Annotated in this window: 19 protein-coding genes; 12 read left to right on the top strand and 7 right to left on the bottom strand. The window is 69.3% G+C overall.

Annotated features, from left to right (window positions below; all coding sequences use genetic code 11):
• Window positions 1-80 precede the first annotated feature (80 nt).
• From WT16_RS16785 to WT16_RS16775, 3 genes are all read left to right on the top strand, one after another.
• Window positions 81-1,235 (top strand): pyridoxal phosphate-dependent aminotransferase, encoded by a 1,155-nt coding sequence (locus WT16_RS16785; RefSeq protein ID WP_059933161.1) that lies wholly within the window; start codon window positions 81-83, stop codon window positions 1,233-1,235.
• A gap of 61 nt (window positions 1,236-1,296) precedes the next feature.
• Window positions 1,297-2,091 carry an ABC transporter substrate-binding protein gene (locus WT16_RS16780; protein WP_015600471.1) on the top strand — a complete coding sequence of 265 codons (795 nt, stop codon included), beginning with the start codon at window positions 1,297-1,299 and terminating at the stop codon, window positions 2,089-2,091.
• A 13-nt stretch (window positions 2,092-2,104) separates the two neighbouring features.
• Entirely contained in the window at window positions 2,105-3,601 is a 1,497-nt protein-coding gene (locus WT16_RS16775; protein ID WP_156521451.1) for an FAD-binding oxidoreductase, read from the top strand.
• A gap of 109 nt (window positions 3,602-3,710) precedes the next feature.
• Here WT16_RS16775 and WT16_RS16770 read toward each other — a convergent pair whose 3' ends face one another.
• Both WT16_RS16770 and cadR read right to left on the bottom strand, forming a co-directional pair.
• Window positions 3,711-4,343 (bottom strand): PadR family transcriptional regulator, encoded by a 633-nt coding sequence (locus WT16_RS16770; protein ID WP_063533728.1) that lies wholly within the window; start codon window positions 4,341-4,343, stop codon window positions 3,711-3,713.
• A 110-nt stretch (window positions 4,344-4,453) separates the two neighbouring features.
• A complete protein-coding gene (cadR, locus tag WT16_RS16765; protein ID WP_006023912.1) occupies window positions 4,454-4,885 on the bottom strand; it encodes a Cd(II)/Pb(II)-responsive transcriptional regulator in 432 nt (143 codons plus the stop codon).
• An 81-nt stretch (window positions 4,886-4,966) separates the two neighbouring features.
• Between cadR and WT16_RS16760 the strand changes: the two genes are divergently transcribed.
• The 3 genes from WT16_RS16760 (at window position 4,967) to WT16_RS16750 (ending at window position 9,888) form a co-directional block, all read left to right on the top strand.
• Window positions 4,967-7,450, top strand: a complete 2,484-nt coding sequence (locus tag WT16_RS16760; RefSeq protein ID WP_063533727.1) for a heavy metal translocating P-type ATPase — start codon at window positions 4,967-4,969, stop codon at window positions 7,448-7,450.
• Window positions 7,451-7,462: 12 nt separating this feature from the next.
• Window positions 7,463-7,885, top strand: a complete 423-nt coding sequence (locus WT16_RS16755) for a zinc ribbon domain-containing protein (RefSeq protein WP_063533726.1) — start codon at window positions 7,463-7,465, stop codon at window positions 7,883-7,885.
• 539 nt (window positions 7,886-8,424) lie between these two features.
• Window positions 8,425-9,888: a mechanosensitive ion channel gene (locus tag WT16_RS16750; protein ID WP_015602281.1), complete on the top strand. Its 1,464-nt coding sequence runs from the start codon at window positions 8,425-8,427 to the stop codon at window positions 9,886-9,888.
• 62 nt (window positions 9,889-9,950) lie between these two features.
• Here WT16_RS16750 and WT16_RS16745 read toward each other — a convergent pair whose 3' ends face one another.
• On the bottom strand, window positions 9,951-11,279 hold the full coding sequence (locus tag WT16_RS16745) for a PLP-dependent aminotransferase family protein (RefSeq protein ID WP_015602306.1): 1,329 nt from the start codon (window positions 11,277-11,279) through the stop codon (window positions 9,951-9,953).
• Between the two features lie 83 nt (window positions 11,280-11,362).
• Between WT16_RS16745 and WT16_RS16740 the strand changes: the two genes are divergently transcribed.
• Together WT16_RS16740 and WT16_RS16735 are read left to right on the top strand one after the other, a co-directional pair.
• The gene (locus WT16_RS16740) at window positions 11,363-11,977 is read left to right on the top strand and encodes a LysE family translocator (RefSeq protein WP_063533874.1); all 615 of its coding nucleotides are present in this window, start codon (window positions 11,363-11,365) and stop codon (window positions 11,975-11,977) included.
• Between the two features lie 54 nt (window positions 11,978-12,031).
• Window positions 12,032-12,370 carry a DUF4188 domain-containing protein gene (locus WT16_RS16735; RefSeq protein ID WP_015600358.1) on the top strand — a complete coding sequence of 113 codons (339 nt, stop codon included), beginning with the start codon at window positions 12,032-12,034 and terminating at the stop codon, window positions 12,368-12,370.
• A 24-nt stretch (window positions 12,371-12,394) separates the two neighbouring features.
• Here WT16_RS16735 and WT16_RS16730 read toward each other — a convergent pair whose 3' ends face one another.
• A complete protein-coding gene (locus tag WT16_RS16730; protein WP_063533725.1) occupies window positions 12,395-13,534 on the bottom strand; it encodes an acyltransferase in 1,140 nt (379 codons plus the stop codon).
• A gap of 369 nt (window positions 13,535-13,903) precedes the next feature.
• Here WT16_RS16730 and eat point away from each other — a divergent pair, with 369 nt between their 5' ends.
• The 3 genes from eat to eutC are packed head-to-tail and all read left to right on the top strand — an operon-like array spanning window position 13,904 to window position 17,555.
• Window positions 13,904-15,313, top strand: coding sequence for an ethanolamine permease (gene eat / locus WT16_RS16725; RefSeq protein WP_063533724.1), 1,410 nt, complete (start codon window positions 13,904-13,906; stop codon window positions 15,311-15,313).
• 56 nt (window positions 15,314-15,369) lie between these two features.
• Window positions 15,370-16,767, top strand: coding sequence for an ethanolamine ammonia-lyase subunit EutB (locus WT16_RS16720; protein ID WP_063533723.1), 1,398 nt, complete (start codon window positions 15,370-15,372; stop codon window positions 16,765-16,767).
• Window positions 16,764-17,555, top strand: coding sequence for an ethanolamine ammonia-lyase subunit EutC (eutC, locus tag WT16_RS16715; RefSeq protein ID WP_015600554.1), 792 nt, complete (start codon window positions 16,764-16,766; stop codon window positions 17,553-17,555). Before WT16_RS16720 ends, eutC begins: the two co-directional genes overlap by 4 nt.
• Before the next feature lie 54 nt (window positions 17,556-17,609).
• On the opposite strand, the gene WT16_RS16710 is transcribed toward eutC, so the two are convergent.
• The gene (locus WT16_RS16710) at window positions 17,610-18,710 is read right to left on the bottom strand and encodes a methylated-DNA--[protein]-cysteine S-methyltransferase (protein ID WP_063533722.1); all 1,101 of its coding nucleotides are present in this window, start codon (window positions 18,708-18,710) and stop codon (window positions 17,610-17,612) included.
• A 140-nt stretch (window positions 18,711-18,850) separates the two neighbouring features.
• Complete coding sequence (locus WT16_RS16705) at window positions 18,851-19,741, bottom strand: LysR family transcriptional regulator (protein ID WP_006023898.1); 891 nt, start codon at window positions 19,739-19,741, stop codon at window positions 18,851-18,853.
• Window positions 19,742-19,919: 178 nt separating this feature from the next.
• Here WT16_RS16705 and WT16_RS31570 point away from each other — a divergent pair, with 178 nt between their 5' ends.
• On the top strand, window positions 19,920-21,488 hold the full coding sequence (locus tag WT16_RS31570) for an MFS transporter (protein ID WP_082874906.1): 1,569 nt from the start codon (window positions 19,920-19,922) through the stop codon (window positions 21,486-21,488).
• Between the two features lie 260 nt (window positions 21,489-21,748).
• Here WT16_RS31570 and adh read toward each other — a convergent pair whose 3' ends face one another.
• Window positions 21,749-23,269: an aldehyde dehydrogenase gene (gene adh / locus WT16_RS16695; RefSeq protein WP_015601253.1), complete on the bottom strand. Its 1,521-nt coding sequence runs from the start codon at window positions 23,267-23,269 to the stop codon at window positions 21,749-21,751.
• Window positions 23,270-23,415: the final 146 nt, after the last annotated feature.

The following is a 23,415-nucleotide window of genomic DNA, read 5'->3' as shown; positions in this document are numbered from 1 at the left end:
ATTGGCTCGGGCCAAATCCGCATCGTTGCCCCGCGCGCCGGCGTTGACCGGCGCGCCCGTCCACGAGCCAAGGAGGATTCATGCAGAGCGCCGCCGCGCCCCGTTCGAAGCTGCCCGACGTTGGCACGACGATCTTCACGGTCATCGGCATGCACGCCGCCGAGCACCAGGCGTTGAATCTGTCGCAGGGCGCGCCGAACTTCGCGCCCGATCCGGCGCTCGTCGAGCGCGTCGCCCGCGCGATGCGCGACGGGCACAACCAGTACGCGCCGATGGCGGGCGTCGCCGCGCTGCGCGAGGCGCTCGCCGTCAAGACCGAGCGCCTGTACGGCGGGCGCTACGATCCGGACTCCGAAATCACCGTCGTCGCGAGCGCGAGCGAGGGGCTCTACGCAACGATCAGCGCGCTCGTCCACCCGGGCGACGAGGTGATCTACTTCGAGCCGTCGTTCGACAGCTACGCACCGATCGTCCGGCTGCAGGGCGCGACGCCTGTGGCGATCAAGCTGTCGTCCGACGGCTTTCGCGTGAACTGGGACGAGGTGGCCGCGAAGATCACGCCGCGCACGCGGATGCTGATCGTCAACACGCCGCACAACCCGACCGCGACGATCCTCGGCGACGCCGACATCGCGCGCCTCGCGCAGCTCACCGCGGGCACCGACATCGTGGTGCTGTCCGACGAGGTGTACGAGCACGTCGTATTCGACGGCGCGCGCCATCACAGCATGGCGCGCCATCGCGCGCTCGCCGAGCGCAGCGTGATCGTGTCGTCGTTCGGCAAGTCGTATCACGCGACGGGCTGGCGCGTTGGCTACTGCCTCGCGCCAGCCGGGCTCACGCGTGAGCTGCGCAAGGTCCATCAGTTCATGACGTTCGCGGCCGACACGCCGATGCAGCATGCGTTCGCCGAAGCGCTCGCCGAACCGTCGAGCTATCTCGAGCTCGGCGCGTTCTACGAGCGCAAGCGCGACTTGCTCGCGCGCGAGCTCGCCGACTCGCGTTTCGAGCTGCTGCCGAGCGAGGGCTCGTTTTTCATGCTCGCGCGCTTTCGGCACTTTTCCGACGAAGCGGATGCGGACTTCGTGCTGCGCGCGATTCGCGACGCGCGCGTCGCGACGATCCCGCTGTCCGCGTTCTACGCGGACGGCGCGAACACCGGCTGCATCCGTCTCAGCTTTTCGAAGGACGACGCGACGCTGATCGAAGGCGCGCGCCGTCTGCGCAGCCTCTGACGCTCCGACGCGCGCGCTGCGCCGGCGACCGGACAAGACCCGACCTCAAGGAGAATCATCGATGAAACGACTGCAATTCTGGTTCGCGCTCGCATGCGCATTGGGCGCCGCCGCGGGTTCCGGCGCGGCGCGCGCCGACGCTGCGCCGACGCTGCGCTTCGGTCTCGAGGCGCAATATCCGCCGTTCGAATCGAAGGCGGCGAACGGCGAGCTGCAAGGCTTCGACATCGACGTCGGCAACGCCGTCTGCAAGGAGGCGAAGCTCGCGTGCAAATGGGTCGAGACGTCGTTCGACGGGCTGATCCCGGCGCTGCAGGGCCGCAAGTTCGACGCGATCAATTCGGCGATGAACGCGACCGACCAGCGCCGCCAGGCGATCGACTTCACGACGGTGATCTATCGCGTGCCGACGCAACTGATCGCGCGCGCGGACAGCGGCCTCGCGCCGACGCCGGAATCGTTGAGGGGCCGGCGGATCGGCGTGCTGCAGGGCTCGATTCAGGAGACGTATGCGAATGCGCACTGGGCGGGCGCGGGTGTGCAGGTCGTCGCGTATCAGGACCAGAATCAGGTGTATGCGGACCTCATGGCGGGCCGCCTCGACGGCACGCTCGTGCTTGCGCCCGCGGGCCAGCGCGGTTTCCTGTCGCGGCCGGACGCGAAGGGCTTCGCGTTCGTCGGGCAACCGGTGCGCGACGACAAGATCCTCGGAAGCGGGATCGCATTCGGGCTGCGCAAGGGCGACGATGCATTGAAGGCGCGCCTGAATGCCGCGATCGACAAGCTGAAGGCGGACGGCACCGTGAAGGCGTTCGGCCGCAAGTATTTCGGCGATATCGACATCTCGACGAAATGACGGAGGCGGCGCGATGAGCGAGCGGACGACGCGCGATGCGGCGGGCGTGGCGGGAACCGTCGCGTGCGGCGATGCATTCGGAGTTGACGGTGTTGCGGATGCATCCGGCACCGCGGATACATCCGATGTGGCCGCGCACGCGATCGAATCGGCACTCGTCGCGGCGCTCGGCGACGCGCTCGTCACGCGCTCCGCCGCGATCGAGCCGCGCTACTTCACCGCATACAACGAAGCGCCCGGCGTGCGTCCGCTCGCGCTCGTGCGGCCGCGTTCCGTCGACGACGTATCGCGCGCGCTCGCGCTCTGCACGCGGCTGCGGCAGCCCGTCGTGCCGCAAGGCGGATTGACGGGGCTCGCACGCGGCGGCGTCGCGCTCGGCGGCGAGGTGGTGCTGTCGATGGAGCGCTTCGCGGGAATCGAGGACCTCGACGCGGCGGCCGGCACGATCACCGTGCGCGCGGGTACGACGCTGCAGGCGGTGCACGACGCGGCGGAAGCGGCCGGCTTCTCGTTCGGCGTCGATTTCGGCGCGCGCGGCTCGTGCCAGATCGGCGGGATGCTCGCGACCAACGCGGGCGGCACGCGCGCGATCCGCTTCGGGATGATGCGCGAGCAGACGCTCGGCATCGAGGCCGTGCTCGCCGACGGAACGATCGTCACGTCGCTGAACCGGATGCTGAAGAACAACGCCGGCTATGACGTGAAGCAGCTCTTCATCGGCAGCGAGGGGACGCTCGGCGTCGTCACGCGTGCGGTGCTGCGGCTGCATCCGCCGCTCGCGCAGTCCGCGACGGCGCTCTGCCGCGTGCCCGACTACGACGCGCTCGTGCGGCTCTGGCGCGACGTACGCGCAGCGCTGCCGGGCGTCGTCAGCTTCGAGGCGATGTGGCCCGCGTTCTATCGTTACGTCGCCGCGAACACGCCGGGCGTGACGGCGCCGTTCGATGCGGACGGCGATTTCGTGGTGCTGATCGAATGCATGGCGAACGGTCCGCAGGCGGACGCGCGCGATGCGCTCGAGCAATGCCTCGGCGCGTGCTCCGACGCCGGCCTCGTGACCGATGCGGCGCTTGCCGCGTCGGAGCGGCAGGCGCGCGACATGTGGACGCTGCGCGAAGGGCTCGCGATCGACACGTTGCCGCATCTGCTCAATTTCGACGTGAGCCTGCCCGTCGCCGAACTGGGCGCGTTCGCCATGCGCTGCGATGCCGCGCTTCGCGCGCACTGGCCGCATGCGGTGTGCCTGTGCTTCGGGCATGTCGGCGACGGCAACGTGCACGTCGGCGTGTCCCTTGCCGATTTGCCCGTGCATGGCGCGGATCGCGTCGAGCGTGCCGTCTACGAGATCGTGCGCGAGCGGGGCGGATCGATATCGGCCGAGCACGGGATCGGCGTGCTCAAGCGGCCGTTTCTCGGGTATTCGCGCAGCGCCGCCGAGATCGGCGTGATGCGGACGATGAAGGCGGCGCTCGATCCGCTCGGGATTTTGAATCCAGGGAAGGTGTTGTAGTTGTTGTCGTTGTTGTGGCGCGCTCGCGGCGCGATTCGGGGGCGGGCAGTACGCACCGGCATGTCGTTCGCACGGATGTTGCCGCAGATCGGAGGAGCCGCCGGCCCGTTCAGTCTGAATCCGACGAATCCGCCTGCGCGAACCGCGCGGCGACCTCGCGCAGCCAAGCCTCGCTCCACGTGAGCGCGCCCACCTTCAGATGTTCGACGATGCTGCGCACCCAGTCGAGCTCGGCTTCCAGCGTCACCCGCGTCAGCTCGCCGTCGAGCAGGAAGAGCCGCGGAATTTGCATCGCGAGCGCGGCGTCCTGTGCTTCGTCGAGGCGGGCCAGCTCGGCTTCGAGCGCGGCGGCGCGCGCTTCGAGCTGGCGGCGGGCATCGTCCGCGGACAGCAGCGGCAGCACCGACAGCGCGGCCGGAAACGACGGATATTCGCGCGCCGGCTGAGCGAGCTGCTCGCGCAGCCACATGCGCGCCGTGTCGCGGCCGGCATCGGTGATCTCGTAGACCGTGCGCTCCGGAAACGCGCCGTCGCGCTCGGTCTCGCGCACGGCGATCAGCGCATCGCGCTGCAGACGCTCGATCGTCTGGTAGAGGCTGTTGCGCTGCTTGACGTTGACCACCTCGTCCTTGCCGCGCAGCTTCACGAGCTGCTGGATTCGGTACGTGTGCATCGGCGCTTCGGTGAGCATCGCGAGCACGACGAGCGCGAGCGGAGAGTATCGAGAGGCGGGTGGAGCCATCGCGCGAGCCATTGCATGAATAGTTAATTAATTTCTAGTTATTATATAACTAGATATAAAAGGGCGAAAGTCGTGCAACGCCTGCCGGCAGGGCATCCCGCGGCGGCGCGTCAGCCGACGTGCGTGCGCTTGCCCGGCATGTCCGGCGTTTCCATCGACGCGAGGCCATGTACGATCCCGCAATCCTCGACCGCGTGCTCGCCCTGGCACCGCTCGCGCAATTCGATCAACTGTGTGCGCAAGTGCTGCAGTTCGGCTAGCCGCGTGTTGACGTGACCAATGTGCTCGTCGAGCAGCGCGTTGACCGAATCGCAGCGATCCGCCGGATCGTCGGTGAAGCGCAGCAGTGCGCGGATCTCGTCGTGCGTCATGTCGAGCGCGCGGCAGTTCCGGATGAAGCGCAGCCGCTCGACGTGCGCGTCGGTGTAGTTGCGGTAGTTGGAATCGGTCCGTTCCGCGTCGGGCATCAGCCCCTCTTTTTCGTAGAAACGAATCGTCTCGGGCGTGCACCGCGCCGCTTTCGCCAGTTCGCCGATTTTCATTCGAATCTCCTTACAAAAGAGTTGACCTTGTAGTGACTTCAAGGTGTTAACTGTACACCGTCAATCACTCAGGAGGTTGCCATGACCGAGGCCACCCGGGCCGAAAGCCGGCCGCGAACGCCCGAATCCGATCGCGACAGCGCGCATTTGAACGATGCGCGCGTTTCGGCGCGCGCCGACGGCTGCTGCTCGCACGATCATCCGCATGGCGACGCCGAAACGCAGGCACGTCACGCCGGTCAATTATGCGATGGCGATTCGCGCGGCCACGGACAGGTTCCCGGTTCGCACGCGAACGGCGACCATCCGCACGAACACGGTCACGACCACGACCACGCCGGCGCGGCGTGCTGCGCACCCGCGCCGGTCGCGTTCGCGCCGCTGCCCGGCGCGCGAAAGGCCGCCGACGGCCGCGCGCGCTCGGCGTTCCGGATCATGCAGATGGACTGCCCGACCGAGGAGACGCTGATCCGCAAGAAGCTCGGCGGAATGTCCGAAGTCACGGCGCTCGAATTCAATCTGATGCAGCGGATGCTGACGGTCGAGCACGCGCCGGGCGCGGAGGCGGGCATCGCCCGCGCGATTCGCTCGCTCGGCATGACGCCCGAGCAGGCGGATGCCGGCGCGTCGGGCCGGCCCGCTGCATCCGCGCCGGCCGATGCGCCGCGCCCGTGGTGGCCGCTCGCGGTCGCGGGCGTCGCGGCGGCCGCGTCGGAGGCGGCCACGTGGCTGCAACTGCCGGTGTGGCTCGCCGGCGCGCTCGCGCTCGCCGCGGTCGCGACCTGCGGCCTCGGCACGTACCGCAAGGGCTGGATCGCGCTCACCAACGGCAACCTGAACATCAATGCGCTGATGAGCATCGCGGTGACGGGCGCGATGGCGCTCGGCCAGTGGCCCGAGGCCGCGATGGTGATGGTGCTCTTCACCGTCGCCGAGCTGATCGAGGCGCGTTCGCTCGATCGCGCGCGCAACGCGATCCAGAGCCTGATGCGCCTTGCGCCCGACACCGCGACGGTCAAGCAGCCCGACGGCACGTGGCGGCCGGTCGACGCGGCGCAGGTCGCGCTCGGTGCGGTCGTGCGCGTGAAGCCCGGCGAGCGGATCGGTCTCGACGGCGAGATCGTCGCCGGCCGCTCGAGCGTCAACCAGGCGCCGATCACGGGCGAGAGCCTGCCCGTCGAGAAGGCCGTAGGCGACGCGGTGTACGCGGGCACGATCAACGAGGCCGGCTCGTTCGAATATCGGGTGACGGCGGTTGCGAGCAACACGACGCTCGCGCGGATCATCCACGCGGTCGAGGAGGCGCAGGGCGCGAAGGCGCCGACGCAGCGTTTCGTCGACACCTTCGCGCGCGTCTACACGCCGATCGTGTTCGCGATCGCGCTCATTGTCGCGATCGCGCCGCCGCTCGTGCTCGACGGCGCGTGGCGCGACTGGATCTACCGCGCGCTCGTGCTGCTCGTGATCGCGTGCCCGTGCGCGCTCGTGATCTCGACGCCCGTCACGATCGTGTCGGGGCTCGCGGCGGCCGCGCGGCGCGGGATTCTTGTGAAGGGCGGCGTGTACCTCGAGCAGGGGCGCCGGCTCGCGTGGCTCGCGCTCGACAAGACGGGCACGATCACGCGCGGCAAGCCGGTGCAGACCGATTTCGAGGGGCGCGCGGCCGATGTCGACGCCGCGCGCGTGCGACGGCTCGCCGCGAGCCTCGCCGCGCGCTCGGACCACCCGGTTTCGCAGGCGGTCGCGGTGGCGAACGCGGCCGAAGCCGGCCTGGGCGGCCTGGACGGCGCCGGCCGCGCGAAGAACGCGTCATTCCTCGACGTCGCCTACTTCGAGGCGATTCCCGGCCGCGGCGTGCGCGGCACGATCGGCGGCACGCCGTACTGGCTCGGCAATCATCGCCTCGTCGAGGAGCTCGAGTGCTGCACGCCGGCGCTCGAAGCGCGCCTCGACGAGCTGGAGCGGCAGGGCAAGACGGTCGTGATGCTGATCGACGGCACGCGCGTGCTCGGTCTCTTCGCGGTCGCCGACACGGTGAAGGACACGAGCCGCGCGGCGCTCGCGGAGCTGCACGCGCTCGGCATCAAGACCGCGATGCTGACGGGCGACAACCCGCACACCGCGCAAGCGATCGCGCAGCAGGTCGGCATCGACGACGCACGCGGCAACCAGTTGCCGCAGGACAAGCTCGCCGCCGTCGAAGAGCTTGCGGCGGGCGGCCGCGCGGTGGGCATGGTCGGCGACGGGATCAACGACGCGCCGGCGCTCGCGCGCGCCGACATCGGTTTTGCGATGGGCGCGATGGGTACCGACACCGCGATCGAGACGGCTGACGTCGCGCTGATGGACGACGATCTGCGGAAGATCCCGGCGTTCGTGCGGCTGTCGCGCGCGACGCATCGCGTGCTCGTGCAGAACATCACGTTCGCGCTCGCCGTGAAGGCGGTGTTCGTCGGCCTCACCGTCGCGGGGATGGGCACGATGTGGATGGCGGTGTTCGCCGACGCGGGCGCGAGCCTCATCGTCGTCGGCAATGGCTTGCGGCTGCTGCGCCGCGGTCAATGAACGGAGGCGGCGATGGATTGGCTCAGGTGGATCGTCGGCGGGCGGCATCACGGAGGCGGCGGCCGGCGCGGCCGTCATGACGGCGGGGCGGGCGGCGGGCACGGCCATGACCGCGGCTACGACGATCGCGGCGGTCATGGCGGTCATGGCCACGGCGGCTACGGTAGCCAGGGCTGGGGCCGTCAGGATGCGCCGCGCGGCGGCGGTTGGGATCGCGCGCGTGACGGCGCGCCGCTGCGCGGCGAAGCGAGCGCGCCCGCGCAGAGCGCCGCGTGCGCGAAGTGCGGCGCGATCAACGGCGCGGATGCGAAGTTCTGCGCGCAATGCGGCGCATCGCAGACGCCGCCTGCATGCGGCGCATGCCGCGCGCCGCTCGATGCGTCGGCGCGCTTCTGCCCGCAGTGCGGGGCGGCCGTCTCGTCGCAGCGCGGATGACCTGCGACGCCCGGCCGCGCGCCGGCCGGGCACTCGCGCAGGACCGCGGCCGCGCCGCAGCAGCACAGGGAGACGCGCGGCCATGCGCCGCGCATCGGCGCGGCGAATCGCCCAGCAAGTACCGGGCCGGCATTCGGATTCAGGGCCGCGTCGTTTGCGCTCGCACAACATATCGGCGCATCGCATGCGAGCGGCGAACGACATCGGTTCACATTCTTCCATTCCTCATCAATCGGCCGATTCGTTGCATGCTTGCGGTTCGCCGACGCGAACCGCGCCTCCGCGCGCGCGAACCCTTCATTACGCCAACGAATGGCATCGATCCGCGCGCATGCGCGGGCCGTCGCCGCACCATGCTGGCGCACGATTTTTGTTAGCAGGATCGATCCCTCAGATTAAAGTTCGAGTACAGTGAAGCACGATTGAAGCCGTCATCGTTCCCCGTGTAAGGTCGCCGGCTGCGGAGCCCGGTTTTCTTCGGAGTCCGCAGGTTGTTCGTCGAGGTCCAACGCAACATCACGCTTTTCGGGAGAGAACATATGGATTCATCCAGTTTCCTGACGTCGATGCAGAGCACGCTCGGCGTTTATCTGCCCAAGATCGCCGGCGCGCTCGGCATTCTGGTCATCGGCTGGCTGATCGCCGTGATCGTCCGGGCGGGCGTGCGCCGCCTGCTGGGCGCGCTGAAGGTCGATGCGCGCATCGCCGAAAGCACGGGCCAGGGCGCGCAGGTGGAGCGCATCATCGCGGGTGGCCTGTTCTGGCTCATCCTGCTCGTGACCGCGGTCGGCATCTTCAACGTGCTGAACCTCTACGCGATCTCGAATCCGTTCTCGCTGCTCGTCACGAAGATCATCAACTATCTGCCGAACCTCATCGGCGGCGCGGCGCTCACGCTCGTCGCATGGCTGATCGCGTCGCTGCTGCGCAGCCTCGCCGACAAGACGCTGAAGGCGAGCAAGATCGACAGCAAGCTGTCGGAGACGGCGGGGATGCGGCCGATGAGCTCGTATCTCGGCGACGTGCTGTTCTGGCTCGTGATCCTGATGTTCATTCCGGCGATTCTCGCCGCGTTCGATCTGAACGGCCTGCTGTCGCCCGTGCAGGGGATGATCGACAAGATCCTCGCGATCGTGCCGAACGTGTTCGCCGCGGCCGTGATCGGCTTCGTCGGCTGGCTCGTCGCGCGCATCCTGCGCGGGCTCGTCACGAACCTGCTCGTCGCGGCGGGCGCCGACCGGCTCACGCAAAGCGTTGAGAGCCCGACGCCCGTGAAGATTTCGAATCTCGTCGGCACGGTCGTCTTCATCTTCGTGTTCGTGCCGACGCTGATCTCCGCGCTCGACGCGCTGAAGATCGAGGCGATCTCGCGGCCCGCGACCGACCTGCTCGGTCAGTTCCTCAACGCGGTGCCCGACATCGTCGCGGCGGTCGTGATCGTGCTCGTCACGTTCTACGTCGCGCGCTTCGTCGGTGCGCTCGTGCAGAAGCTGCTCGTCGCCGCGGGCGTCGACGGCCTGCCCACGATGCTCGGCGTCGAACGCGTGTTCACCGGAATGCTGCAGCCTTCGGTGCTCGCCGGCCGGCTGATCGTGTTCTTCGCGATGCTGTTCGCGACCGTCGAAGCCGCGAACCGGCTCGGCTTCACGCAGGTGCGCGATGTCGTCACGCTGTTCATCGAGTTCGGCGGGCACGTGCTGATGGGCGGCGTGATCCTCGTGATCGGCTTCTGGCTCGCGGGCCTCGCGCGCCGCGTAATCGAGCAGGCCGACAACGAGCACAGCCGCCTGCTGTCGCGTATCGCGCAGTTCGCGATCCTCGGCCTCGTGTTCGCGATGGGCTTGCGCGCGATGGGCATCGCGAACGAGATCGTGCAGCTCGCGTTCGGCCTCGTGCTCGGCGCGATCGCGGTTGCGGTCGCGCTGTCGTTCGGCCTCGGCGGCCGCGAGGCGGCGGGCAAGCTGCTCGACCGCTGGTTCAATCAGCGCGGCAAGCAGGAGTGATGCCGCCGAGCCGCGTGTGACCGCATGTGACAGTGCGTCCGCGCGGTGCTCGGCGCGAGCCGTCAGCCAAGCACCGCGCGCCGCACCTTGCGCAACGCGTCTTCGAGAGACTCCAGCGCGATCGAGCCGAGCGCGATCCGCAGCGCATGCGGCGCACTCGCCGCGGTCGAGAACGGCTCGGCCGTCGTCACGAGCACGCCGTCGCGTTCGAGCTGCCCCGCGACGCGGTCCGCGCGCAATTCTTCGGGCATCGTGAGCCAAAGATAGTACGCGCACGGATGCGAGACGACGTCGCCGTCACGCAAGATCCGCCGCGCGAGCGTCTGCCGCCGCCGCGCGTCCTTGCGCTTGCGGTCCTCGAGCGTGTCGACGATTCCGCCGTCGATCCACTGGCAGGCAAGCGCGACCGTCAGCGACGGCGTATTCCACGTCGACACGCGAATCGCGCGCTCGAGCGCCGGCACGAGCCGTTCCGGCGCGGCGACGAAGCCTAGCCGCAAGCCCGATGCGACGCTCTTCGACAGCCCCGACACGTAGACCGTGCGCTCGGGCGCATGCGTGAACACGGGCTTCGGCGCGGGCTCGGCGAGAAACGCGTAGGCGCCGTCCTCGATGACGAGCAGATCGTGACGCTCGGCGAGCTCGGCAAGACGCGCGCGATTCGCCGCGGACATCACGGAGCCGAGCGGGTTGTGCAGCGTCGGCATCGTGTAGACCGCGCGCACCGGCCGCTTCCTGCAAAGCGCATCGAGCCGGTCGAGATCGAGATCCTGCGCGGCCGACAGCGGCAGCGGTGCGAGCGCGATCCGGTGCGCGTGCGCGAGCGCCTTCATGCCGGGATAGGTCAGCGCGTCGATCGCGAGCAGTTCGCCCGGCTTCATCGTCGCCATCAGCGTGACCGCGAGCCCCTGCTGCGCGCCGTTGACGATCAGTACCTGCTCGGCCGGCACGCGGATGCCGCGATTGCGCAGGTGCCGCGCGACGGTCTGCCGCTCGTGCCGGCGGCCGCCCTGCGGCGCCGAATGCAGGAGCGCGTCGAGATCGCCGGACGCCGCGAGGTTGCGCAGGCCGCCGCGCAGCAGCTCGACCTGGCCCGGCAGCGACGGATAGTTGAATGTCAGATCGATCGCACCCGCCTTCGCCGGCTGCTGCTCGAGGCCGAGCCCGCGCGGCAGCGACGTGTCGCGCACGAACGTGCCGCGTCCGGTCTCGCCGACGACGAGGCCCGCTTCCGCGAGCTCGGCGTACACGCGCGACGCCGTTGCGAGCGCGATGCCGTGCTGCTTCGTCAATGCGCGCACCGTCGGCAATTGCGCGCCGGGCGCGAGCGTGCCTGCGCGGATGCGCGCGGCGAAGTCGTCGACGATCGTCTGGTAGCGTGATTCGGCCATCGCGTTGTATCTAGAACAATTCTTTGTTTGTATCGGGCGACCAGATTACGCTGCACGTGTCGTTCACGCAAACCTTCGCCGACATGATCCAGATATCCACTTTGTCGCTTTTCGCCGCGGCCGTGTTGGTGCTGCTGATGTCGCCGGGGCCGAACATGGCCTTCGTGATCGCGCACGGCGCGGCGCACGGGCTGCGCGGCGGCGTTGCCGCGGCGCTCGGCATCGGCGCGGCCGATCTCGTGCTCACCGCGCTGACGGCGGCGGGTGTCGCGGCTGCCGTGGCCGCGTGGCCGCCTTCGTTCGATCTGATCCGCTATGCGGGCGCGGCCTACCTGTTGTGGATGGCGTACCGCGCGGTGCGCCGTCCGGGCTTGCTCGGCAAGGTCGCCTCGAAGGAGCGGTCGCTATGGTCGGTTGGCGTGCGCGCGATGCTGAACAGCCTGTCGAATCCGAAGGCGCTGCTGTTCTTCATCGTGTTTCTGCCGCAATTCGTCGATCGTCACGGCGCGTCGGTCACCGGCCAACTGGCGGCGCTTGGTTGCGCGCTCGCCGCGATCAGCGTCGCGTTTCATGCGCTGCTCGGCGCGGCGGGCCATGCGGTGCGGGGCTTCATCGGGCATCGCGCGGCGTCGGCCGGCCTGGCCGCGCTCTTAGTGCTGCTCGCGGTGCGCCTCGCGACGAGGTCGCGGCTCTCCTGAGCGACTCACACACCTCGACAACGCGCGTGCGCACAATCGACAGGATACCGAACGATGTATATCGCCGCATTCATTTACCGCCTCGGTCAAATCGACGACGAATTCCGGCAATTGACCGAGACGATCGACGCGGTCGCGGCGAGCCTGCCCGGTTTCGTCGGCATGGAATCGTGGCGCTCGGCCGACGGCCTGATGTTCAACGCGAGCTACTACTGGCGCGACGAGCAAACGCTGCGTGCGTTCGCTGCGCATCCGAAGCATCTCGATGCGAAGCGCCAGTTCCGCCGCTGGTACGACGGCTATCACGTCGTCGTGTCGAAGGTCGAGCGCGCATACGGCGACGGCTCGTTCCGGCATCTCGTCCCGGATTCTCGGCGCGAGCGGAACGGTTAGCGTTCCTGATGACTGCTCCGGCGCTCAAGCCGCATCCGCGCTGCCGATCCGGCCTTTGTCGGGCATCATCGCGCAGCCGGCCGGCAGCGGCGGGAAGCCGGCGAGCCGCGCGACTCCCGTGCGCAGCGCGAGCGCGTACAGCAGCATCGGGCCGACGATGCCCGCGAGCGTGCCGAGCGCGAGCTGCACGCCGACTTCGACGATGCCGAGCCTGACGAGCGCGATGCGCGTCGCGGCTGTCGCGAGAATGTGCGCGAGATAGATCGGCATCGACGCGAAGCCGACGTATTCGAGCCATGACGGGCGACGCGCTGGCGAACGCTGCGCCGTATCGCCGCGCCGTGTCGCGCGATACGCGACGAGCAGCACGAGCGCGCTGCCCGATAGCGCGGCGGGCAGCGCCCAGATGCTGTCCGGCTCGCCGAAGCGGTGCGCGAATGCCGACGATGCCGCGAACGTCACCGCGATGGCGACGAGCGCGAGCCCGTTCGACGCGCGTTCGACGAGTGCGGGCAACGGGTTGCCGATCAGCATTCCGAGCGCGAAGAACGGGAAGTACGCGAGCGTCATCGACACGATGCCCCACTGCGTCACGGAGCCGGCGACGAACGCGACGATGGCGAGCCCGCCGATCGCGAGCGCGGCGAGTGCGACGGGCATGGCGGGCATGGCGCGCAGCGCGCGCGTTCGCTCGCCGTTCGCACCGCCGCGCGCCCGCATGCGCGGCGCGACGATCGACGTCCCCCATGCAATCAGCATGCAGGTGAAAAGCGCGTACAGGAACCAGAACTGCCCGAACGGCCGCCAGCCGATCGCGAGCAGATCGCGCGGCGTGAACGCGTGATTCATGCCGTGTGACGACAGCGCGATCTGCACCGCGCCTTGCAGCAGCGACCAGACGAAGTACGGATAGACGATCGTGCGCAGCTTCGCGAGCAGGAAGACGTCGCCCGCGCGCTGCAGCGACTTCGGCACATGCAGCCCCGACAGCAGGAAGAAGAGCGGCATGTGGAACGTGTAGATCGTATAGTCGGCCGCGGCGAGCAGGGCGCTCGGCCAGCCGGCCGGCACGAGGCCGGCCGCGAACAGGCCGCGCAGCACGTGGCCGTATACGACGAGGATGATGCCCGCACCCCGAGCGGTATCGAGATAGGAGTCCCGCATGGTCTCTCGGTCATTGGAATGGTCTTTCGTGGGTAAGCCGCGCGCCGCTCGAAGGCGGCGCGCGGTACGCTTGCTGCGTACGGACAATGTAGGGGCGCGCGCGACGGCGATCTGTGTGCCGGGCGACATAAGTTCGCTGTCGCGCCACGCGCCCGAGGCAGTCGAAGCAGTCGAAGCGGATGAATGGCGAAAGGCGGACGGACCGCACGCGCGCGCGCCAGCCGCCGAAAATATTTCCGTATGCGAAATGAAAGCGCGGACGTTTGCCGATTTTCGATAACACGTCGATTAATGACTCACTAGCATCGATTCTCAGTGGCGGGGCGGGCCTATCTCGGCGCCGGGCTCCGCCCCTTCGAGGAGAGATTCATGCAGACAGAGTCGAATGGCCGCCCCGACGCGGGCGGCGGCGCAGCGCGGCCGGCGCTTCAGCAGACGCTCGGCACGTGGCAACTGTGGGGGATCGCGGTCGGTCTCGTGATTTCGGGCGAGTACTTCGGCTGGAGTTACGGCTGGGCGAGCGCGGGCACGCTCGGCTTCGTCGTCACCGCGCTGTTCGTCGCGGCGATGTACACGACCTTCATCTTCAGCTTCACCGAGCTCACGACGTCGATCCCGCACGCGGGCGGCCCGTTCGCGTACGCGCGCCGCGCGTTCGGTCCCGCGGGCGGCTATCTCGCGGGTGTCGCGACGCTTGTCGAATTCGTGTTCGCGCCGCCCGCGATCGCGCTCGCGATCGGCGCGTACCTGCACGTGCAGTTTCCCGGCCTCGAGCCGAAGCACGCGGCGATGGGCGCGTATCTCGTGTTCATGGCGCTGAACATCGTCGGCGTGCAGATCGCCGCGACGTTCGAGCTCGTCGTCACGCTGCTCGCGATCTTCGAGCTGCTCGTGTTCATGGGCGTCGTGTCGCCGGGCTTCGCGTGGAGCAACTTCATGAAGGGCGGCTGGGCGGGCGCGGATCACTTCAGCGCGGGCGCGTTCCACGGCATGTTCGCGGCGATCCCGTTCGCGATCTGGTTCTTCCTCGCGATCGAGGGCGTCGCGATGGCGGCCGAGGAAGCGAAGAACCCGAAGCGCTCGATCCCGATCGCATACGTCGCCGGCATCCTGACGCTCGTCGTTCTCGCGATCGGCGTGATGGTGTTCGCGGGCGGCGCGGGTGACTGGACCAAGCTCGCGAACATCAACGATCCGCTGCCGCAGGCGATGAAGTACATCGTCGGCGCGAACAGCGGCTGGATGCACATGCTCGTGTGGCTCGGCCTGTTCGGCCTCGTCGCGTCGTTCCACGGAATCATCCTCGGCTATTCGCGCCAGATCTTCGCGCTCGCCCGCGAAGGCTACCTGCCCGAATGGCTCGCGAAGGTGCATCCGCGCTTCAAGACGCCTTATCGCGCGATCCTCGCGGGCGGTGTGGTCGGCATCGTCGCGATCTACAGCGACGAGCTGATCCAGTTCGGCGGCCAGACGCTCACCGCGAACATCGTGACGATGTCCGTGTTCGGCGCTATCGTGATGTACATCGTGAGCATGGCGGCGCTCTTCAAGCTGCGCCGCGCGCAGCCGCGGATGGCGCGCCCGTTCCGCGCGCCGCTGTATCCGTTCTTCCCGGCGTTCGCGCTCGTCGCGGCGCTCGTGTGCCTCGGCACGATGGTGTACTTCAACGCGCTTGTCGCGTCGATCTTCGTCGCGTTCGTCGCGCTCGGGTACGGCTACTTCCTCGCGACGCGCGCGCAGCGCGCGGCCGCACCCGCCGACGCGCTGCTGGAGGAGTGAAAAGCGCGTGCCGCGCGCCGGAGGGCGGTGCGCGGCCGCGACGACAAGGAGTCCAGATGCGATATACGGAGACGATCGGTCCGCGCACCTACCGCTTCGCGGACCTGAAGACGCTGCTCGCGAAGGCGAGCCCTTTGCGTTCCGGCGACCAGCTCGCGGGCGTCGCGGCCGCGACCGAGGAGGAGCGCGTCGCCGCGAAGATGGCGCTCGCGAGCGTGCCGCTTGACGCGTTCCTGAACGAGGCGGTGATTCCCTACGAAGACGACGAGGTCACGCGCCTCGTCGTCGACACGCATTCGCGCGACGCATTCGCCGAGATCTCGCACCTGACGGTCGGCGATTTCCGCAACTGGCTGCTGTCGAGCGCAGCCGATGCGGCCGCGCTCGAGCGGATCGCGCCCGGCCTCACGCCGGAGATGGTCGCGGCGGTGTCGAAGCTGATGCGCAATCAGGACCTGATCGCGGCGGCGAGAAAGCGCCGCGTCGTCACGCGCTTCCGGAACACGGTCGGGCTGCCGGGGCGGATGTCGGTGCGGCTGCAGCCGAACCATCCGACCGACGACGTGAAGGGCATCGCCGCATCGATGCTCGACGGGCTGATGTACGGCTGCGGCGACGCGATGATCGGCATCAACCCGGCGACGGACAGCCTCGCCGCGATCACGAAGCTGCTCGCGATGATCGACGCGTTCCGCGAGCGCTACCGCGTGCCGACGCAATCGTGCGTGCTCACGCACGTGACGAACACGATCGCGGCGATCGAGAAGGGCGCGCCCGTCGATCTCGTGTTCCAGTCGATCGCGGGCACCGAGCAGGCGAACGCGAGCTTCGGCGTTTCGCTCGCGCTGCTCGCCGAGGCGCGCGATGCGGCGCTGACGCTCAAGCGCGGCACGGTCGGCGACAACCTGATGTACTTCGAGACGGGCCAGGGCAGCGCGCTGTCGGCGAACGCGCATCACGGCGTCGATCAGCAGACCTGCGAAGTGCGCGCGTATGCGGTCGCGCGCGCGTTCGAGCCGTTTCTCGTCAACACGGTGGTCGGCTTCATCGGCCCCGAATATCTGTACGACGGCAAGCAGATCATCCGCGCGGGGCTCGAGGATCACTTCTGCGGCAAGCTGCTCGGCGTGCCGATGGGCTGCGACATCTGCTACACGAACCACGCGCAGGCCGATCAGGACGACATGGACAACCTGCTGACGCTGCTCGGCGCGGCGGGCATCAACTTCATCATGGGCATTCCCGGCGCGGACGACGTGATGCTGAACTACCAGAGCACGTCGTTTCACGATCAGCTCTACGTGCGCGAGGTGCTCGGCCTGCGCCGCGCGCCCGAGTTCGAGGAGTGGCTGGAAACGATGGAGATCACGGATGCGCACGGCGCGCTGCGCGCCGCGTCGGCGCGCGTGCCGCTGCTCGCCGGCGCGAACGACTGGATGGGGTTTTCAGCATGAGCGACGCGGTCGAAAAGAACCCGTGGGGGCAACTGAAGTCGTTCACGAACGCGCGGATCGCGCTCGGCCGCGCGGGCAACAGCTTGCCGACCGCGCCGCTGCTCGCGTTCAACCTGTCGCATGCGCAGGCGCGCGATGCCGTCCATCAGCCGCTCGACGCCGATGCGCTGCGCCGCGACATCGAAGCGGCCGGGCTGCCGACGCTCGGCGTGCAGAGCGCCGCGCCGGACCGGCAGCATTACCTGCGGCGGCCGGACCTCGGCCGCAAACTGTCCGACGACAGCCGCGCGCTGCTCGCCGGGTGCGGCGCGGCGCTCGGCGAAGCGCCGGACGTCGTGTTCGTCGTCGCCGACGGGCTGTCGGCGTTCGCGGCCGCGAAGCAGGCGCTGCCGCTCCTGAACGCGGTGCGGCCGAAGCTCGAGGGCTGGCGGATCGGGCCCGTCGTCGTCGCGCGGCAGGCGCGCGTCGCGCTCGGCGACGAGATCGGCGAGCTGCTCGGCGCGCGCCTCGTCGCGATGCTGATCGGCGAGCGGCCGGGCTTGAGCTCGCCGGACAGCCTCGGCGTGTATCTGACGTATGCGCCGAAGGTCGGCTGCCACGACGCGCAGCGCAACTGCGTCTCGAACGTGCGGCCCGAAGGGCTGCCGTACGACGCGGCCGCGCACAAGCTGCACTATCTGCTGACGCATGCGCGGCGGCTCGGGCTCACGGGCGTCGGGCTCAAGGACGACAGCGATGCGCTGCTGCCCGCCGCGCGGACGGAAGCGGAGCGTCTGGCGGCGGAGTGAGCCGGTTTCGGCGCGTTGCGGCGCGGCCGGCGATGGCGCGACGCCGCGCGCCCGTCACGCGAATTGGCCCGACCGGCCCGATTCAGCCGCCTCGAGGGGCACGTCCGCATGCCGGCGCTCGTGTTCCAGCAGCCACCGCTTGCGCTCGAGGCCGCCGCCATAGCCGGTCAGCGCCCCGTCCTTGCCGATGATCCGGTGGCACGGCACGATGATCGAGATGCGGTTCGCGCCGTTCGCCGCGGCGACTGCACGCACCGCGAGCGGGCTGCCGAGCTTGCGCGCCTGCTCCTGATACGACGCGGTGCGCGCATAGGGCACGGTCAGCAACTGCCGCCATGCGGCGCGCTGGAACGCGGTGCCGGGCGCGTCGAGCGCGACGTCGAAGCGCTGCCGCGCGCCCGCGAAATATTCGGCGATCTCCTGTTGCGCCTGCCGCGTGTGCCGGTTCTCGCCGACGAGCACGCGCGCGCCGAGCAGGCGCTCGAGATCGGCGAATTCGGCGGCGAGCGTGCGCCGATCGACGAATTCGAGCAGGCAGACGCCGTTGTCCGTCGCGCCGACGAACATCGGGCCGAGCGGCGTCGTGAAGCGGGCGGTGACGATCGTGTTCGCATGGGCGCCTTGCATCGGCGTATCTCCGAAAATTTTCCTGAACGTGTGCGCGAAGCCGCTCAGCGAGCCGTAGCCGGCGTCGAATGCGGCGTCGGTCGCGCGCGCGCCGTCGCGCATCGTCTGCCGCGCGGCGTCGATCCTGAGCATCCGCTGGTACGCGTGGAACGTCATCCCGTAGTGCCGCGCGAACCAGCGGCGCAGGCTTTCGGGGCCGATGCCGTGCGCGCGCAGCGCGTCGTCGGAAATCCGCTCGTGCGGATGCGCGCCGACGAGCGCGAGCGCCCGTGCGACGGCGGCGGGCGGCTCGCTCGCCGGGCGCGTCGGCCGGCAGATCTTGCACGGGCGATAGCCGGCCGCGAGCGCGTCGTCGAACGTCGTGAAGAACTCGACGTTCTCGCGCTTCGGCTTGCGCGCGCGGCAGGTCGAGATGCAGAACACCGACGTCGTCTTCACGCCGACGAAGAACATGCCCGCATACTCGGGCGAGCGGTCGACGAGCGCGCGGTAACAGACGTCGGCGAGCCGCGGGTCGGCGATGCGCATGGCGGGCTCCAGCGGATGCAATGCGACGACGATAACGCGCGTCGCGCGCGGGCGGCAACCGAAAATCGGACGAGTATTTTCGAGCCGGCGGGCAGCCGATGTGTCACGCAATACGCGTTCGGGGGGCCGAGGTCCGGCGCTCACGCGTCGCGAAACAGCCGCTCGCAAACGAAATCGACGAACACCCTCACCTTCGGCGACAACTGCCGGTTCGACGGCCACAGGATCGAGAACTGCCCGGGGCCGATCCGGTATGCGTCGAGCACGGTCGCGAGCGCGCCGTCGGCGAGCGCGTCGCGCGCGAGGAAATCCGGCATGTAGCCGATGCCGAACCCCGACATCACCGCCGCGCGCAGCGCCTCCATGTTGTTGCATGTCATCGCGGTGTGCAGGTTCGGCGGTTCGCTGCCGTCGGGCAGCAGCCCCCACGGCTGCAGCTTGCCCGTCGTCGGGAAGCGGTAGCGCACGCATGCGTGCGCGTCGAGCTCGCGCAGCGTGCGCGGCGCGCCCGCCTGCGCGAGATACGCGGGCGACGCGCACAGCAGAAAGCTGAACGGTCCGAGACGGCGTGACATCAGGCTCGAATCGCTGAGCGCGCCGCTGCGGATCACCGCGTCGAAGCCGCCTTCGACGACGTCGACCAGCCGGTCGTTGAAATCGAGATCCAGCTCGACGTCCGGATAGCGGCGCTTGAATTCCGGCAGGACAGGCAGCAGGAACCGGTAGCCGATCACGGGCAGGCTCACGCGCAGCCGGCCGCGCGGCGTCTGCGCGCTCTGCGACACGCTCGCCTGCGCGTCGCGCAGCTCTTCGAGCGCGCGGTGGCAGCGTTCGTGGAAATGGCGTCCTTCGTCGGTCAGCGTGACCTTGCGCGTCGTCCGGTGGAAGAGCCGCACGCCGAGCGTGCGCTCGAGCTTCGCGATCGTCTTGCCGACCGCCGACGCCGACACGCCGAGCTTGCGTCCCGCCGCGACGAAGCTGAGCGTCTCCGCCGTGCGGACGAACGCGACGATGCCGTTCAGGTTGTCCATATCGCTCCGTTTCCCTTCGTTGGTCGATATTGCGGAATTCAGCTCCGCAATATACGGAATCTTGCGTTGTTTTTCGTCGATTGAATCCGGATTATCGTTCGTCGCTCGGCCGGAGGGTTCGCCGCCGCAGATGAAACCGCGGCGCGACGACCGGCGCTTTTTGAACGGAGCGACGATGATGGACCGATCTTTTTCCGCTGAGCGGCTCGCGATACTCGCGGCCGTCTGCCTCGCCGCGCTCGCGCTGCCGCTCAGCTTCTCGGGCGGCGCGGTCGCGACGCCCGCGATCGGCCGCGATCTCGGCGGCGGCCCGGTCGCGATGAACTGGATCACGAACGCGTTCATGCTGACGTTCGGCAGCCTGCTGATGGCGGCGGGCGCGCTCGCCGACCAGTTCGGCCGCAAGCGCGTGTTCGCGGCGGGCGTCGGCGGCTTCACCGCGTGCTCGCTCGCGCTCGGCTTCGCGCCGTCGATCGTCGCCGTCGATCTGCTGCGCGCCGCGCAAGGCGTTGCGGCCGCCGCGGCGCTGGCGGGCGGCACGGCCGCGCTCGCCCAGGAGTTCGACGGCGCCGCGCGCACCCGCGCGTTCAGCGTGCTCGGCACGACGTTCGGGCTCGGGCTCGCGTTCGGTCCGGTGCTCGCGGGCGTGCTGATCGAGCGCTTCGGCTGGCGCGCGATCTTCGCGACGGGCACCGTGGCCGGCGCGCTGTCGCTCGCGTTCGGCGTGCCGCGGATGCGCGAGTCGCGCGATCCGAATGCGCAGCGTCTCGACTGGGCGGGCACGCTCGCGTTCACCGCGATGCTGTCGTGCTTCACGTTCGGCGTGATCCAGGCGCAGGCAAGCGGCTGGGCGAGCCCGCTCGTCGCGGCGCTGCTCGCGGGCGCGGCGCTCTGCGCGATCGCGTTCGCGGCGATCGAGGCGCGCGTCGCGCGGCCGATGCTCGACCTGTCGCTGTTTCGCTACCCGCGCTTCGTCGGCGTGCAGGTGCTGCCGGTTGCGACCTGCTGCTGCTACGTCGTGCTGCTCGTCGTGCTGCCGCTGCGCTTCATCGGCATCGACGGCTTCAGCGAAATCGACGCCGGCTGGCTGATGCTCGCGCTGTCCGCGCCGATGCTCGTCGTGCCGATGCTCGCGGCGGCGCTCACGCGCTGGATGTCTGCGGGCGTGATCTCGGGCATCGGGCTCGTGATCGCGGCCGCGGGCCTCGGGTGGCTCGGCCGCGCGCTGCACGCCGGCGCGGGCGCGGCGGCGATCGCGCCGATGCTCGCGATCGGGCTCGGCGCGGGGATGCCGTGGGGTCTGATGGACGGTTTGTCGGTGAGCGTCGTGCCGAAGGAGCGCGCCGGAATGGCGACGGGCATTTTCAGCACGACGCGCGTCGCGGGCGAGGGGATCGCGCTCGCGATCGTCAATGCGATGCTCGCGACGTTCGCGCAATCGCACGTGCGCGACGCGGCGGCGCCGCTCGCCGCGCCCGCCGCCGTGCACGAGGCCGCCGCGCGGCTCGCGACGGGCGACCTCGCGCATGCGGCCGCGCTGCTGCCGGGCGTCGCGCGCGATGCGCTGCGGCAAAGCTATGCGGCCGCGTTCGGCAGCCTGCTCGAAGGGCTGACGGCCGTCACGCTGCTGTGCGCGCTCGCCGCGTTCGCGTTCCTGAGCCGGACCCGCGCGCACGGCGAGCCGGCGTCCGGGCCGGCGCGCTCGCGCGATCGTCGTGCGCTGACGCTCGATCGCGAGTGCGGTTGAAAGGGGGCGGCGGCCGCACGCCGGCTTGGCGCGGCGATCGCGTGGCCGACGAACGATGCGGTGACGGACGACGCAACGGCTGAAGAGCCGATGGCGGAAGAAGGGCCAATGACGGAAGGGCCGGCAGAAGCGTCAAGGCAGAATCGACGCAAGCGCAAAAAGGCCCGACGGAACCGCATCGACACGCGAGTCCGCCGGGCCAGGCCAAGCCGATCATGCGGCGCGCGAGCGACTGCCGCCCGCGCCGCTTCCGCGCGGGATCAGAAGAACCCGAGCGGCTTCTCGCCGTAGCTGACGAGCAGGTTTTTCGTCTGCTGGTAGTGGTCGAGCATCATCTTGTGCGTCTCGCGGCCGATGCCCGACTGCTTGTAGCCGCCGAACGCCGCGTGCGCCGGATACGCGTGATAGCAGTTCGTCCACACGCGGCCCGCCTGGATGCCGCGGCCGACGCGGTATGCGCGGTTGCCGTCGCGCGTCCAGACGCCCGCGCCGAGGCCGTACAGCGTGTCGTTCGCGATCTCGAGCGCTTCCTCCTCGGTCTGGAACGTCGTCACCGCGAGCACCGGCCCGAAGATCTCTTCCTGGAAGATGCGCATCTTGTTGTGGCCGCGGAACACGGTCGGCTTCACGTAATAGCCTTCGGCGAGCTCGCCGCCGAGCACGTTGCGCTCGCCGCCCGTCAGGCACTGCGCGCCTTCGCCGCGGCCGATGTCGATGTACGACAGGATCTTCTCGAGCTGCTCGGCCGACGCCTGCGCGCCGATCATCGTCTGCGCGTCGAGCGGATGGCCCTGCTTGATCGCCTCGACGCGCTTCAACGCACGCTCGATGAAGCGATCGTAGATGCTCTCCTCGACGAGCGCGCGCGACGGGCACGTGCAGACCTCGCCCTGGTTCAGAGCGAACATCGCGAAGCCTTCGAGCGCCTTGTCGAAGTAGCTGTCGTCGCGGTCCATCACGTCGGCGAAGAAGATGTTCGGGCTCTTGCCGCCGAGCTCGAGCGTGACGGGGATCAGGTTCTCGCTCGCGTACTGCATGATGAGGCGGCCCGTCGACGTCTCGCCCGTGAACGCGATCTTCGCGATCCGCTTGCTCGACGCGAGCGGCTTGCCCGCCTCGAGCCCGAAGCCGTTGACGATGTTGAGCACGCCGGGCGGCAGCAGATCCTGGATCAGCTCGGCGAACACGAGGATCGACGCGGGCGTCTGCTCGGCGGGCTTGAGCACGACGCAGTTGCCGGCCGCGAGCGCGGGCGCGAGCTTCCACGCGGCCATCAGCAATGGGAAGTTCCACGGGATGATCTGGCCGACGACGCCGAGCGGCTCGTGGAAGTGATAGGCGACCATGTCGTCGCCGATGTCGGCGATCGAGCCTTCCTGCGCGCGGATGCAGCCCGCGAAGTAGCGGAAGTGGTCGATCGCGAGCGGCACGTCGGCCGCGGTGGTCTCGCGCAGCGGCTTGCCGTTGTCGATCGTCTCGGCGACAGCGAGGCGCGTGAGGTTCGCCTCCATCCGGTCGGCGATCTTCAGCAGCACGTTCGCGCGCTCGGCCGCGCCCGTCGCGGCCCAGCCCGCCTTCGCCGCGTGCGCGGCGTCGAGCGCGAGCTCGACGTCGGCTGCGCGCGAGCGAGGGATCGCGGTGAACGGCCGGCCAGTGACGGGCGAGACGTTGTCGAAATACTCGCCGCCGACTGGGGCGACCCATTCGCCGCCGATGAAATTCCCGTACTGCTTGCGGTACGGGAATTCGATGTTCAGATGTTGCATGTCCGCGTGATTCATCGTTGCTCCTCGCATGTCGGTATCGGTGATGCGCCGCGCGACGTGCGCGACACCGATCGTTACGCCAAAACCGTGCCAGCGGGCCGCACCGCGGTGCATCGGCGCGCCGGCGCGGGGCTCGGCGCGCGCGCGGCGCGGCTGCGCGC

It is taken from the genome of Burkholderia sp. MSMB1589WGS (genome assembly GCF_001636105.1).
GTDB lineage: Bacteria > Pseudomonadota > Gammaproteobacteria > Burkholderiales > Burkholderiaceae > Burkholderia > Burkholderia humptydooensis.
The sequence above is the reverse complement of the archived record's forward strand: the minus strand, read 5'-3'. Positions and strand labels throughout refer to the sequence as shown.